General features: G+C 62.5%; 16 protein-coding genes. 9 read left to right on the top strand and 7 right to left on the bottom strand.

Annotated elements, in window-relative coordinates:
- Positions 1-20 precede the first annotated feature (20 nt).
- Both AC1DVS_RS07545 and AC1DVS_RS07540 read right to left on the bottom strand, forming a co-directional pair.
- Positions 21-386, bottom strand: a complete 366-nt coding sequence (locus tag AC1DVS_RS07545) for a ribosomal maturation YjgA family protein (protein WP_478021739.1) — start codon at positions 384-386, stop codon at positions 21-23.
- Between the two features lie 83 nt (positions 387-469).
- Positions 470-730: a pentapeptide repeat-containing protein gene (locus AC1DVS_RS07540; protein ID WP_478021738.1), complete on the bottom strand. Its 261-nt coding sequence runs from the start codon at positions 728-730 to the stop codon at positions 470-472.
- A gap of 82 nt (positions 731-812) precedes the next feature.
- On the opposite strand from AC1DVS_RS07540, the gene AC1DVS_RS07535 reads away from it, so the two are divergent.
- Both AC1DVS_RS07535 and AC1DVS_RS07530 read left to right on the top strand, forming a co-directional pair.
- Positions 813-1,391 (top strand): hypothetical protein, encoded by a 579-nt coding sequence (locus AC1DVS_RS07535; RefSeq protein WP_478021737.1) that lies wholly within the window; start codon positions 813-815, stop codon positions 1,389-1,391.
- A gap of 84 nt (positions 1,392-1,475) precedes the next feature.
- The gene (locus AC1DVS_RS07530) at positions 1,476-1,901 is read left to right on the top strand and encodes a ribose-phosphate pyrophosphokinase (protein ID WP_478021736.1); all 426 of its coding nucleotides are present in this window, start codon (positions 1,476-1,478) and stop codon (positions 1,899-1,901) included.
- Positions 1,902-1,904: 3 nt separating this feature from the next.
- Here the strand turns inward: AC1DVS_RS07530 and AC1DVS_RS07525 are convergent, their stop codons facing one another.
- From AC1DVS_RS07525 to AC1DVS_RS07515, 3 genes are all read right to left on the bottom strand, one after another.
- Positions 1,905-2,615: a DUF6304 family protein gene (locus AC1DVS_RS07525; protein WP_478021735.1), complete on the bottom strand. Its 711-nt coding sequence runs from the start codon at positions 2,613-2,615 to the stop codon at positions 1,905-1,907.
- Positions 2,612-4,561: a CocE/NonD family hydrolase gene (locus AC1DVS_RS07520; RefSeq protein ID WP_478021733.1), complete on the bottom strand. Its 1,950-nt coding sequence runs from the start codon at positions 4,559-4,561 to the stop codon at positions 2,612-2,614. Before AC1DVS_RS07520 ends, AC1DVS_RS07525 begins: the two co-directional genes overlap by 4 nt.
- Positions 4,562-4,740: 179 nt before the next feature.
- Entirely contained in the window at positions 4,741-4,875 is a 135-nt protein-coding gene (locus AC1DVS_RS07515; protein ID WP_478021732.1) for a hypothetical protein, read from the bottom strand.
- Between the two features lie 734 nt (positions 4,876-5,609).
- On the opposite strand from AC1DVS_RS07515, the gene AC1DVS_RS07510 reads away from it, so the two are divergent.
- Positions 5,610-8,636 (top strand): TonB-dependent receptor domain-containing protein, encoded by a 3,027-nt coding sequence (locus AC1DVS_RS07510; protein ID WP_478021731.1) that lies wholly within the window; start codon positions 5,610-5,612, stop codon positions 8,634-8,636.
- A gap of 240 nt (positions 8,637-8,876) precedes the next feature.
- Here the strand turns inward: AC1DVS_RS07510 and AC1DVS_RS07505 are convergent, their stop codons facing one another.
- Positions 8,877-9,041, bottom strand: a complete 165-nt coding sequence (locus tag AC1DVS_RS07505) for a hypothetical protein (RefSeq protein ID WP_478021730.1) — start codon at positions 9,039-9,041, stop codon at positions 8,877-8,879.
- A 166-nt stretch (positions 9,042-9,207) separates the two neighbouring features.
- Here AC1DVS_RS07505 and AC1DVS_RS07500 point away from each other — a divergent pair, with 166 nt between their 5' ends.
- The 6 genes from AC1DVS_RS07500 to AC1DVS_RS07475 all read left to right on the top strand — a co-directional run bounded on the left by AC1DVS_RS07500 (position 9,208) and on the right by AC1DVS_RS07475 (position 12,996).
- Positions 9,208-9,915 carry a DUF899 family protein gene (locus AC1DVS_RS07500; RefSeq protein ID WP_478021728.1) on the top strand — a complete coding sequence of 236 codons (708 nt, stop codon included), beginning with the start codon at positions 9,208-9,210 and terminating at the stop codon, positions 9,913-9,915.
- Positions 9,916-10,035: 120 nt separating this feature from the next.
- Complete coding sequence (locus tag AC1DVS_RS07495; RefSeq protein WP_478021727.1) at positions 10,036-10,572, top strand: hypothetical protein; 537 nt, start codon at positions 10,036-10,038, stop codon at positions 10,570-10,572.
- Positions 10,573-10,676: 104 nt separating this feature from the next.
- The gene (locus AC1DVS_RS07490) at positions 10,677-11,216 is read left to right on the top strand and encodes a hypothetical protein (RefSeq protein WP_478021726.1); all 540 of its coding nucleotides are present in this window, start codon (positions 10,677-10,679) and stop codon (positions 11,214-11,216) included.
- A gap of 106 nt (positions 11,217-11,322) precedes the next feature.
- A complete protein-coding gene (locus tag AC1DVS_RS07485; protein ID WP_478021724.1) occupies positions 11,323-11,739 on the top strand; it encodes a hypothetical protein in 417 nt (138 codons plus the stop codon).
- A 108-nt stretch (positions 11,740-11,847) separates the two neighbouring features.
- Complete coding sequence (locus tag AC1DVS_RS07480; protein ID WP_478021723.1) at positions 11,848-12,810, top strand: ornithine cyclodeaminase family protein; 963 nt, start codon at positions 11,848-11,850, stop codon at positions 12,808-12,810.
- Positions 12,811-12,873: 63 nt separating this feature from the next.
- On the top strand, positions 12,874-12,996 hold the full coding sequence (locus AC1DVS_RS07475) for a hypothetical protein (protein ID WP_478021721.1): 123 nt from the start codon (positions 12,874-12,876) through the stop codon (positions 12,994-12,996).
- A 49-nt stretch (positions 12,997-13,045) separates the two neighbouring features.
- Here the strand turns inward: AC1DVS_RS07475 and AC1DVS_RS07470 are convergent, their stop codons facing one another.
- The gene (locus AC1DVS_RS07470) at positions 13,046-13,399 is read right to left on the bottom strand and encodes a hypothetical protein (RefSeq protein ID WP_478021719.1); all 354 of its coding nucleotides are present in this window, start codon (positions 13,397-13,399) and stop codon (positions 13,046-13,048) included.
- Positions 13,400-13,468 lie beyond the last annotated feature (69 nt).

Here is a 13,468-nt window from a genome sequence, read left to right as displayed (position 1 = left end):
CACCGATCCTTGGCCCGCAATCAGCGCAGCCGCGCCCTCTCAATCGCCAGGACGCACAGAGCCCCGCCCGCATAGGCGACAAAGTCCATCACCCCGAACGTGGTTCCCAGCACGATGCGCGCCACCCGGTTCGCCCCCAGACCCAGCACATCGACGAGATGGAAGAACTGCCCCACCTCGATGCCGCATGCGAAGGCAAAGGCAATCGCGACGGCGGCGACTACGCCCAGCGGCGTCACCGTCCGCAGCGCGAGATAGACCGCCACCACCGCAAGGCTGTCGCCGAGATAGGGCCGAACAAGGTCATCATGAACGAACCGCGCAATGGCAATCTCGATGCCGAGAACAGCGAGTGTCGCGAGCGCGTAGGAGGGGCGAAACGTCACGGATCCCGCCCTAACCGGCACGCCGCCGTAACGACAATGGAGTTACCGAGGAGAGGCGGTGCAGGCAGCGCACCGGCCGTCCGTCACCCGCCCTTTTGCCGCGCCATCTCGGCATCGATCAGCGCGTGGATATCATAGCCGAAAATCGTCAGCCCCTCGATATTCGCGTCCTCGATCGACACGCCGGCCATGTTGATATCGGTGAACCGGCTGCCGCGAAGATTGACGTTCGAAAACACGCTTTCCGACAAATTCACATCGTCGAACGTCGACCGCGCCAGGCCGCAATCACGGAATATCGTACCCGCCAAATTCTCGTGCTCGAACCGTCGCTCTTCGGCCATGGACATACTCCCTTTGCCTCAAGGGTAACCGCATTTTAAGGCTCGCGACATAGAGTTTTTCTCCGCCCAGGGAGAGGCCGGTATGGCGATTATCACCTTCAGCAGAGGCACTCCTTTTCCGACCGCGCTCTTCCCCACAGCAGCGTTGCGCGAGCAGCTGATCACGCATCTTCCGGGCTATAAATGGCAATGCGGCGAGAATGATCGCGGCAGCAAAACGGACGTTGCCCGCTTTCACGAGCATATGTTGATCTCCGGCCGCTCGTTCGAGGCCATTGTCTTCACCGAATTGCACGCGGTCGACGCCGTGATGCCGGGCGCGGCGCCGCCGCACCTGTGGCATCTCAATGTCGGCGCGCCCACCACTGAGTTCGCCCACGTCGCCGACCGCATCACGCTGATCATCTGCATGGCCCTGATGGTCGCCGACGAACAGGATTCGCGCTGCCAGCTATACCCCGGCGGTAGCTGGTTCACAGCGCAGGAGCTCGCGGAGCTGCTGGACCGCGTCATCGCAGGCGAGCCGCTGTCGATGGCAGCGGGTTCGGCGCTGCCCGACGTGGCGACGGGCGAGGCTGCGCACGCTGCGCCCGATGCTTCCCCTGCCCCGCCAGCGACACCCGTCCGCCGCGCCGGCGGCTTTGGCCGCAAGGGACTCTGACCTCCAGAAGCCGCGACAGCTCGAGGCTGTCGCCGGCGGCCAGTCATGCTATCTCCGAAGGCGCAAGGAGGGCCCGCCCGCAACATGCGCAAGCCACGCCCAATCACAAAAGGCGCCATGGACGGCCCGATCGAGCCGGCATCGCAACCCGATAGCGCGATCGCCGATGTGGCGCGCGTCCGCGCCATCCTGGTCGCCTCGGCGATAGCGGGCGAACCGATCAGCTATTCGCACCTGCTGGCGCAGCTCGGCCACCGCTTCACCCGCCCGAAGATGCGCGCGGTGTGCAAGACGCTCGACGCGATCGATGCAGCTGGTGCCGCGGCGGGCGAGCCGGAACTGGCGGTACTGCTCGTCCGCGAATCCGATGGGTTGCCGGGGCAAGGCTGGTGGGTCGGGCAGCGCGTGATGCGGCTCGGCTATGACGGACCCTGGACGGGTGCTCCGGCGCTGGCATTCGTGCGGGGGCTGCAGGAGGAGACCTTCGCGTGGTGGCGGGGCAAAGGTTAGGGTTTATGAGGCAATCTCAGGCCACCCTCGATAGCCGGCGCTGGATCGGCGCGGCGCATAGTCCGGACAGAGCCAGGTTTCCTGCACGATGCGATCGTAATCATCGTGAAACTCCAGATAATCGTCCTTCGTTTCGACGCGGTCATATGCAGCCTTGTGATTCCGGAAACATAGCATGCAGCCAAATGGTCCGCTGCCATAGACGCTGTAGTCCGCATACTGGCAGGTAAAGCAGCTTTTGATTGATACCCGAGGCGGCAACTTGGCGATCAATGCAAGCAGATGATCCTCGAAACAGATAGAGCGGTTCACATCTTTCCTGCTCGATACCATGACGTGGCCGTCACCAAACGTCAGCGTCAAGATCAACGCCTCATAAGCCCAACTTGCCTCGCCTGGTTCTCTCAGACGCACGTCGATGGTAAGCGCGCCTTCCACGGATCGGGCATCGACGACGAGCGGCAACGGAATAGTCAGCGCCATCTCGCAGGCTGCGAGCATCCTTCCGTTGAACGTCGTGCTGTCGCTCAGGACGAAACCATCCAACAGTGCCGCAGGCGTCTCGAAGGCGGGTTCAAGCTGGGAAAAGCCGATGCCTGCGAATGTGACGCCGAGCACCGACAGCCTGAGTGACATGCCGTCAGTAGAGATCGTCGCGGGAAAGCGCCCGCGGGCATCTGTATAAGTCGCGTCCCAGGTTATTACGGATGTCACTCTCCAGCCGGCACCACCGGCAGCAACACCGCACTCGGCGCACTGCCGCCATGCTCGATCGAGACCGTGGCTTTTTTGTAATCCCCCGGCTTGGCCAGGAAGATGTTCGGCACGAAAGTCTGCGGGTTGCGGTCATAGAGCGGGAACAAAGACGACTGGATCTGCACCATGATCCGGTGCCCGGGCAGGAATTCGTGGTTCACGGCCGGCAGCCTGAACTTGTATTCCTGCACCTTGCCCGCCGGGATCGCAGTCGGCTTCGAGAAGCTGTCACGATAGCGCCCGCGGAAGATGTCGAGGCTGATCGCGAGCTGATAGCCGCCCATCTTCGGATTGCTCGCCACCTCGTCCGGATAGACGTCGATCAGCTTCACGACGAAATCGCCGTCCGTCCCCGTCGTCTTGGCGAAGATGTCCGCCATCGGCACGCCCGAGACCTTGACCGTCTTGGTCAGCACCGGCGTCACATAGCTCATCACATCGGTCCGCCCATCGACCGAGCGCTGGTCCTGCACGAGCCAGTCGCCCCAGCGGCCATCGTCGAAATTCACCGGGCGCGGCAGATGCGGCACCGGATTGGCCGGATCGGAGACATAGCTGTCGTCGCCGCCCACGGCCTTGTCGAAGCCAAGCCCCTTATCAGCCTGCAGATAGATCGGCGTCAGCGGCGTCGCGCAGCCGCTTGCGCAGGCGAGCGGCCAGCTGCTGAAACGGTCCCAGTGGTTCAGGGCGGTATTGTAGATCGCAGCCGCCGGCAGAGTCACCGCCGGGCCGTCCTTCAGATACTGGTTGAAGAAGGGCAGCACCATATCCTCGCGATATTGCGCGGCGGTGTCGCCATTCCAGTTGAACGGGCCGAGGCTCCGTCCCTCGCGATTGATCTGGCTGTGCCGCCACGGGCCCATCACGATGAAGTTGTTGGAGGCATGGCCAGCCTTCACCAGCGCCTCATAGCTGTTGATCGCGCCCCACATATCCTCCTGGTCCCACAGCCCCTGCTCCCAGAGCGTCGGCACGTTGGAGGGGCTGGCGGCGATCAGCTTGTCGAGCGCCTGGCCCGACCAGAATTCATCATAGGCGGGATGCTGGACCATCCGGTTCCAGTAAGGGAGCTGGTCGTAGCCCGACTTCTTCGCCCAGTCCCCGGCGGAGATCTTCCGGAAATTCTCGTAATCGTCATAGCCGCCCGAAGGCGGCGCCTTGCCCTCGCCTTTGTAGCCGGTCTGGCTGCCGAGCCAGCCGATATTGGTCAGGCGGAAGGCGCCGTAATGGAACCAGTCGTCGCCCATCCAGCCATCGACCATCGGGCTTTGCGGCGCGGCCACCTTTAACGCCGGGTGCGGATGGAGCAGCGCCATCACCACGGTGAAGCCCTCATAGGAGGAGCCGATCATGCCGACGCGGCCGTTCGACTGCGGCAGGTTCGCCTTGTTCACCAGCCAGTCGATCGTGTCATAGGCGTCGGTCGTGTGATCGACCTTGGTCTGGTTGAGCGGGCCGATCACCGGACGAGTGACGACATAATCGCCCTCGGAGCCATATTTGCCGCGGATGTCCTGATAGACGCGGATATAGCCAGCCTTCACGAACATCTCGTCGCTGAGCGTCAGCGTCGACAGCTCGCTCATGCTGTCCATGCGCTTCGCTCGGCCCTTGGCGTTGTAGGGCGTGCGCGTCAGCACGATCGGGGCGTTGGTCAGGCCCTTGGCATAGACGATGACGGTGTAAAGTTTGGTCCCGTCGCGCATCGGGATCATCTCTTCGCGCTTCACATAATCCCGCTCGGCGGTCGGCGGCGTGAATTTCGCGGGAATGTCGCCACCCGGTGCCGCGGCCGGCGCCGGCGTCGCGCTCGGTGTGGGCGCAGCGGCCGGCGTCGGCGGCACCTGCGCGATGGCGACTGAAGACAGGAACGATGTGGCGATGAGCGCGAACCGGAGCCGCATGCGGCGATCCCCCTTTATTAGGTGTGCCCCGAGCGGGGCTCGTGCGGAAATACGCGCCGAACGGCACGCCTTGGGGCGAGACTAGGCGCGGTATTTGCTAATCGCAACAGCGGGATGAAGCCCCGGCGCGCCCTTCCACAAAGCGCGCCGGCTAAGATTCTCGCTTCGCTATGGGCGCCCTAGAAGATCCTGACGCCGATGAACCTGAGCAGCCCGATCACCAGGATCAGCAGTGCGATGGCGGCGATGATATTGGCCACATTGATGCTGCTGCGCGCGACGACGACTTTCTCGTCGCTGTTGATTTCCGCCATGTCCATTCCTCCACGATTGTTTTGTCTGTTTGGGGGAACGCGCCATCGGGCTGGCCGTTCCGACGGCGCATTGGCGTTCACTCCCGCCCGACGCCCGCTGAACCGACGCGGCTCATCATCGGTTCAAACTGGCGGGTGGAGAGCACCCGCCCGGAACGAACCGGATCGAGTCGCCAGCCGCAAAAAAATGCAGAGGCCATGTGTGGGTGCGATCGATCAGAATCGTTTATTTATATGACGTTTTTTTCAGGTCCATTTTTCACACGGAGCGCGACGCCCCGATCGTGCCACGAGTTCTGCACACCCTCCCATTTTCTCGGCATTCACCCTGGGAATGTATGATCTTGCACGGCGCGATTCATGAAATCTCGTTAATGAACGAGTAGTTTTCAGCGCAGCTATGTTCCATTTTTCTAACACATTTGGGTTTGTCGATGCGTTTCACGGTGACAATTTCCGGGAACTTGCAAGCCTATTAGATCTCTCCAAACGGCTTTTTCATTCCTTCATCTGAATGGTCCGATTCGGCCTAAACCTTGGAAATCGTGGCTTTTTAAACACAGTTGCGCGCAAAAAGCGCTGCCTCCCTTCCGGCTTCTTTACACCGCCACGGCGCCGATTAATCGCAGCGCCATCAGTCTCGGGGGCACCGGGATACTGGTTCCCGAGACTTGGCAAACACCCGAGGGTGTCGCGAAAAAGGCGACGCTCCGGGCTCAGTGAGGAGTTTTCGCGTGACCAATCTCAATCCATCGGTGCGCAAGGCCGGCCTGCTGGCGGGCACCGCCACGATTGCCGCCTTCGTATCGCTGACCGCGGCGCCGGCATTCGCGCAGGACGCGGCCACGGCAGCGACTGCGACGCCCGCCCCGCAGGCTGATCAGGCCGCCGACACCTCGACCCCCGACATCGTCGTCACCGGAACGATGTTCCGCCGCACCGACGCCGAGACGCCCTCGCCTGTCACCGTCCTCACCGGCGACGATCTCGAGAAGCGCGGTATCCAGACCGTCCAGGGCGCGATCCAGACGCTTTCCTCCAATAACGGCCCGGCGCTGACCAACAGCTTTACCGCAAACGGAGCCTTTGCCGGCGGCGCGTCATCGGTGTCACTGCGTGGCCTGACCACGTCGTCGACGCTGGTGCTGTTCGATGGCCTGCGCGCCGCCTATTATCCGCTGGCCGATGACGGCACGCGCAACTTCGTCGATCTCAACACCATCCCGGACGAGATTGTCGACCGCGTCGAAGTGCTCAAAGACGGCGCGTCCGCCACCTATGGCGCCGACGCAGTCGCGGGCGTCGTGAATATCATCACCAAGAAGCAGGTCACCGGCCTGCACGCTACCGCCGAGGCCGGTATCAGCCAGCGTGGCGACGCCTCCAACTATCGCCTGAGCGCGACCTATGGCTTTGGCGATCTCGCCTCACAGGGCTTCAACGTCTATGTCAGCGGCCATTATATCGAGAGTGCGGCGCTGTATAACCGGGATCGCGACTATCCCTTCAACACCGACAACCAGACCGGCCTTTGCTATCAAGGCGTCTGCGGGCCGAACAACATCCAGAATGGCGTGACCAACGGCGTCTATAACGGCCTGTCGTTCCGCACGACCGGCCTGCTGGTGCGGCCTTATGATGCGACCAACACGACCGCGCTGGGCCGCTACCAACTGCTGAACGGCTGCGGCAACCTGACGTCCTACACGCTGAGCGACGCTGAATATAACGATCCAAACAACGCCTCTGCCGGCGCCGCGCGGACCGTCTGCCAGCAGGACATCACCCATGACTTCGGCCAGATCCTGCCGAGGCAGTATCGCTGGGGCGGCTCGGCGCGCGGCACCGTCGCCCTCGGCAGCGACACCGAATTCTATACCGAGCTGAACTATGAGCGGAGCTATTCCTCCTATACCGGCCTCGCCAGCATCATCTACGCCAACGCTCCGGCCGGCATCAATTTTCCGGCTTACAGCACATTGCCTGGCCCCAACGTCCTGACCCTGCCGGTCTATGTGTGCCCCCGTGGCACCACGGTCGCCTGCACCGCCGCGAATGGTACGCTGAACCCGAACAACCCCTTCGCGGCGCAAGGCCAGGTCGCCCGCATCGCCGGCCGCCTGCCGACCAGCACTGAGTTCAACGCATCGCTCAGCCAGGTTTATCGCGCGGCGATGGGGGTGCACGGCACCTTCGGCGAGGGCTGGAACTATGCGGTGGACGGCACTGCGATGGTCAGCAACCTCGAGACGACCGCGAAGGGCTATGTTTACATCCAGCACCTGCTCGACGAGATCAACGACGGATCCTATAATTTCGTGAACCCGTCGCAGACCAGTCAGGCGGCGCTCGATTATCTGACGCCCACTCAGCGGCTGAAGCAGAACTCGCATCTGTACCAGATCCAGGGCAGCGTATCGAAGGACGTATTCCAGCTTCCCGGCGGCCCGCTGCAGGTCGCTGTCGGTGGCGCGTTCCGGCATGAGTCGCTGTACGATCCGAGCGGCAACCCGGACGCGAACGGCCCGACCGAGCGCTACTTCCGGCTCAACGCGTTCGGCGCGATCGGCAAGCGCGAGGTCGAGTCGGCCTATTTCGAGATCAACGCACCAGTCCTCAACGTCCTCGAAATCAACGGGTCGGGCCGGTATGACCATTACTCCTCGGGCCAGAGCAACTTCTCGCCAAAGGTCGGCGTGAAGTTCACCCCGATCAAGCAGATCGCATTGCGCGGCACCTTCTCGAAGGGCTTCCGTATCCCGAGCTTCGCGGAAAGCGGCGCGCTGCCGACGACGGGCTATGTCACCGTGAGCCCAAGCTCGCTGCTGCAAAACGCACCGGACTTTTATAATTCGCATCTGACCACCGGCGGCGGGCCAAACCAGTACCTCACCACCTACACCATTGGTCAAACCACGGTGGGCAACCCCAATCTGAAGCCGGAAAAGTCGCGCAACTTCACGGTCGGCGCGATCATCGAGCCGATTCCGAACCTCAGCTTCACGGTCGATTATTATAATATCGAGAAGACCAACGCGATCACCGCGGTCAACTTCCAGGCGGCGATCAACAATTACTATGCCACTGGCGATCTGACGTACAATAATGTCGTCATCACGCCCGACCAGGTCGATACGGAGCATCCGACCTCGCAGGCGCGCGTCGCTTTCGCGCAGGGCACCTTCATCAACGCCAACAAGATCAACACCTCGGGTCTGGATTTCGGTATCAAGGGGCGGTTCAAACTGGGCGACAATGTCCGGTTCACCACTTCGGCGGATGCGACCTATGTCATCAATCTCGATACCAGCTTCCCGGACGGGCATGTCGAACATTATGCCGGCACGCTGGGCAACTACAACCTGACGGCAGGTTCGGGCACGCAGCGCTGGCGCGGCAGCTGGCAGAACACGCTCGACATGGGTCCGTGGTCACTTTCGGCAACCGCTTATTATACGAGCGGCTACAACTACTCGGCTGAGGACCAGGGCAATGTGGCCGGTGATTGCGGTCTCGTTCCCACGAACAATGACGGCGACGCGTATCAGTCGTGCAATGTGAAGTCGTTCGTCAGCGTCGATCTGCACGGGGCGGTCAAGGTGGCCGACAGGTTCACCCTGTACATGGACGTGCTGAATGTCGCTGACCGCAAGGCATCGATCGATGCGGCCACCTATGGCGCCTATCTCTACAACCCGGTCGTCAGCGAAGCGGGCATCATCGGCCGCTCGTTCCGCGTCGGCGCGAAGGTGGACTTCTGATCGCAGCCGGGCCTGGTTCCGGGGGGCGCAACGGCCACACGGAACCGGGCCCGGCGTGAAAGGTTTTCGAGCTGCGCGATGAGGGAAACCTCATACTGCGTTGATATCTAGCCGATTCCCTCGATGGATATCAGCGCAGATGCGCTAACCTGGTGCTCGGCCCCCTCAGGGTGCCGGGCATCTTTTTATGGGCCGCGTTGACTCGGCGGCCACAAGCACGTCCCCGCCACGCGCCGAACGCTAGGCGAGCATCCGTGTCAGCCGGAAGATCACCAGGCAGAACAGCGCAAGGCCCGCGATCAGGCCGAGCATCTTCACCCAGACCATCAATGCTTCGCGGCCCGCGCTGGACGTATCGCCACTGGACGCCCCCTCATTGGACGGCGGTGTCGGATCGTCAGCCATCAGGCGGCGCGCCCGGTCAAAAACACGTGCATGATCTCTCCCCTGGATCGATCGCCGATCGTGGCACGGGTGCGACGCTTTGGGGAGTCCCGCAATGTCGATCCGCCCCTCTCCGGAACCTTGCGCCATGCGACACGCTTGGTATTTCCCCGCCAGGAGGTTCGCCATGGCCGATGCAGCACCACCGCTCCCCACCCCTGCGGATCTCGCCGCGCGGAGCTTTTACCGCTTCCCAAACGAAAGCGCTGAGTACCGCGCCGCCCGCACCGCCCTGCTGGCTGAGGAGATCGCGCTTCGCCGTGAGATCGAGCGCGTCGCCGAGCATCGCCGCGCCTTGCCGCCGGGAGGCGAAGTGACGAAGGACTATCTGTTCGAAGGCGAGCAGGGAAAGGTCCATTTCGCCGATCTGTTCGGCAGCCACGATACGCTCGTCATCTACAGCTTTATGTTCGGGCCCGAGCGCGAGCGCCCCTGCCCGATGTGCACTGCCTTTCTCGGCCCGCTCGATGCCAATGGCGCTGATCTCCAGCAGCGCGTCGCCCTTGCGGTAGTCGCACGCGCGCCGATCGAGCGCCTGCTCGCCTTCAAGCGCGAACGTGGCTGGCGGCATCTTCCGCTCTATCAGGACAAGACCGAGCACTATGGCCGCGACTATCTCGCCTGGACCGATAAGGGTGACAATCCCGGCTACAATGTCTTCACGAAGCGCGACGGCGTGATCCGCCATTTCTGGGGCGGCGAAATGAGTGGCGAAACCGCCGATCCCGGCCAGGATCCGCGCGGCGCGCCGGAGATGATTCCCTTGTGGAATGTGCTGGACACGACGCCTGCGGGGCGCGATCCGCATTGGTATCCGAGCCTGGATTATGACTGACTGACACCGTCCGAAAGCAGGGGGCCAATGGTAAACTCGTCCATTATGCGCGTTCCTGGGCTCCGCCGCCCCGGCGGATGGCTGTTGGCCGTCATGCTTGCGTGTCTGTGGCCGCACGACATGGCCTATGCCAGCGAGTCGCCAAGCTGCGGACAATGGCTGGAAAGAGTAGCCCGGGACGTGAAGCCCGCACCGGCAAAAGAATCAGCGCCGGCAAAAGCGCCTGCGGACGCGGAAGTGGCAGCGCTCTTTGCGTCCGATCCGTGGAACGTGGCATCGCTTACCGAAACCGACAAATTGGATGCCATCCGGTGCCTCCTTGCTGAGGAGCACGACCTGCGACCCGGTGCATTCAGCGGCGTAACCCGGCTCGACGTGTCGCAATTATTCGCGCCGACACGCGCGAACCTCGCAGCGTTATACGCCATCTCGTATGTGTATAGCGGCCGTTTCAACCATGCGTCGGCTATTGCCCTCAGAGGCGACAATGCTTCTCATAGCGATGCCCGTCACTTCTATGTGACGAACGCCGGCGCAGTTCACAAAGCCTATCGGGCCTACCGAATCTGGTTCTCCAGGGTACGCCAGATCGGATTGGCGCGCGCCCAGCAGGCCGGACTACAACCGTTGGACGGTACAGGACTGCGTTGGTATTGACTGCGCTTCGATAGAGTCGTCCACAATGAGCTGAATTTACGTCGTTTGCCCCCGGCACCGCTCCCTTAGGTAGAGATATGAAGCGTCTATGGTGCGTCTGTCTTATGCCGTTGCTGATGATCTCGGCATGGGGCCAGGGCGCTCCGCAAGGAACGCCACCCGCCCTGCCTGATCAGCCCGATGCGGTGGTCGATCATTTCTACAAAATGGTGGTCGCCCGTCATCCGTCCGGCATACCGGACCTGAACGTCTTCGGCCCCTATCTCAGCAAGAAATTGCTTCACGAATTCGATCTGACCAGGACCTGTCTCGAAGACTGGCGACGCGAGAATCCGGACCCAAAACTGAAGCCTCCGGTCAACCTGGCCGACTATGCCGTCTTCTCGGGCGGCAAGAAGGACTCGGATGCGCAGACTTTCCGCATCGAGCGAACCGAATCCGACCCGGACGGCTCTTACCGTGTACATGTGAAACTCGCCTGGGAAGACGCGTCGAACAGAGTGACATGGCGTGTGGCGGCGGTCGTGGTGCGGGAAAACGGCCGGCCTCTCGTGGACGACGTTCTGTACCTGAAGGGCAATGATCAAGACATCGACTTGCGGCTGTCCGAATTACTGGCGCTTGGATGCAAAGGCGCGCGCTAGGTCGAAGACTGCCGCATGGGACAGAAACTGGTGCCCGCCCGCTCATATCCCGTTCAGCCGGAGCATGCTATGCACGCCCTCAGCATTTGAACCGGGAGATTGTGTCATGCGCCTGTTCCCCTCACTCATTATCGGCGCCGCGCTGATCGGCGCGAGCGCTTCCGCGCTTGCGGCGGACCGCGACAACAGCAAGAATGAAGCAAAGCTCACCGCCGCCATCGCCGGCCGTGTCGCCGGCAAGCCGGTCAGCTGCATCAACCTGCGCGACGTCCGCTCGAGCCAGATCATCGACGATACCGCGATCGTTTACGACACAGGCGGCGGCCGGTTGTTCGTCAACCGGCCTCGCATCGGTGCTGAATCGCTCGACAGCGACGATATCCTCGTCACCAAGACCTATGGCTCCGAACTGTGCAGCCTCGACACGGTCAACCTGATCGATCGCGGCTCGAACTTTTCGCGCGGCTTTGTCGGGCTCGGTGAGTTCGTGCCCTACACCAGGGTGAAGGTCGCCAATCGCTGATTGAACATGGCTGAGCGGGACCTCTCCCGCTCAGCCCAATCGCGCCAATCCGCCGTTCGAGATTGCGCATATCACTGCTAGAACCTCCGTCACCAACGGAGGACAGCCATGCGTCTGATCGATCGTGAAGAAGTCGCAGAGCGCCTCACCTATCCCGTCTGTATCCCGATCGTCCGCGAGGCGATGATCGCCTTTTCGCGCGGCGAGACGCGGCAGCATCTGCGCTCGATCATTCCGCTCTCCGGCCCCAGGCTGTTCGGCATCATGCCCGGCGCGATGGCGGCGGACGGGCCCTACGGCGCCAAGCTGATCAGCGTCAGCCCGGACAATTTCGCGAAGGGCCTCCAGTCCCACCAAGGCCTGATCGTCCTGTTCGATCCCGAGACCGACGCGCCGGTCTGCGTCGTCCATGCCGGCGAAGTCACCGCGATCCGCACCGCGGCGGCGAGCGCCGTTGCCACCGACGCGCTTGCCAGGGCCGATGCGACGCGGCTCGCGATCCTCGGCTATGGCGAGCAGGCCGCGACCCATATCCGCGCCATCGCCGAAGTCCGGCCGTTGAGCCACGTCAGCATCTGGGGCCGCTCGTCGGAACGCGCGGCCGGGTTTGTCGATCGCATGGCCGCTGAGCTCGACGTGCCGATCTCCGTCGCGATTTCGGTCGAACATACAGTCGCTGAGGCGGACATCGTCTGCACCGTCACCGGCGCGGCCGAGCCGATCCTGCACGGCGCCTGGGTACGCCCCGGCACGCATCTCAATCTGGTCGGATCGAGCCATGCGGGCCCAGCCGAGGTCGACAATGATCTGGTCGTCCGCGCCCGCTTCATCGCCGACAGCCGCGAAGGCGTGCTCGCCCAGGGTGGCGAATTCCTCCGCGCCAAACGCGCCGGCCTGATCACTGACGCCCATCTCGTCGCCGAGATCGGCGAGGTGCTTGCCGGTACCATCCCGGGCCGCACATCGCACGACGAAATCACCGTCTACAAGTCGCTCGGCCATGTCGTGCAGGATCTCGCCAGCGCCTGGGCGCTTTACGCTGAGGATGTCGGCACCGGAGCGAGGCCATGAGTGTTCGGATCAGATAATAGCTGATACGCAAGGCTGATGCGGATCCGGTTCAGGCAAGTGGTGTTGGCGACGGTGCTCTTGGCCGGCATCGGCACGATCGCCTTTATCTGGCTCTCGCCCTTCGTTGGACAGGACGCGTGCCTTGATAGTGGCGGGGCGTGGGACGACGGGCAGTGCCGGCACTGACGAGTCCTTGCTCGGCCTTATGTGTCTGCCAACGGCCGATCACACAAGGCTACCGATGCGAAGCGAATAGCCGTCGTTGTGCCGCGTTGATGGAACCCTCATCCCAATCAATCTCCCGCATGGTTGCGGGAAATATGTCGCGTCGTTCGGCATAATCGTAAAAGAGTGTGCCGTGGATGCCCTGAGCATCTCGCTTCAGCACGGGCCGATCCCAGAGCGGCGAAAGCACGGCGCCGGCCTGATCCTCGCCCAGTCGCGCGATCAGGTCTTCGGCCACCTCCATGTCCCGGCCATCCGGAAAGATCGCTTCGAACGCTTCATCGGTCGCCTGAAAGATACTGAACGTCGCGTTCCGCGCGCCATCGACAATCTGAATATTCTTCATTGGCGGGTCGGCTCCCAAGCTGACAGTCACAGCATCCTGGATATTCGCGCATGGACCCTGGCACGGCCGTGCGGATCTTCGCAATGG

Source organism: Sphingomonas sp. P3_C5, assembly GCF_056402635.1.
The sequence above is the reverse complement of the archived record's forward strand: the minus strand, read 5'-3'. Positions and strand labels throughout refer to the sequence as shown.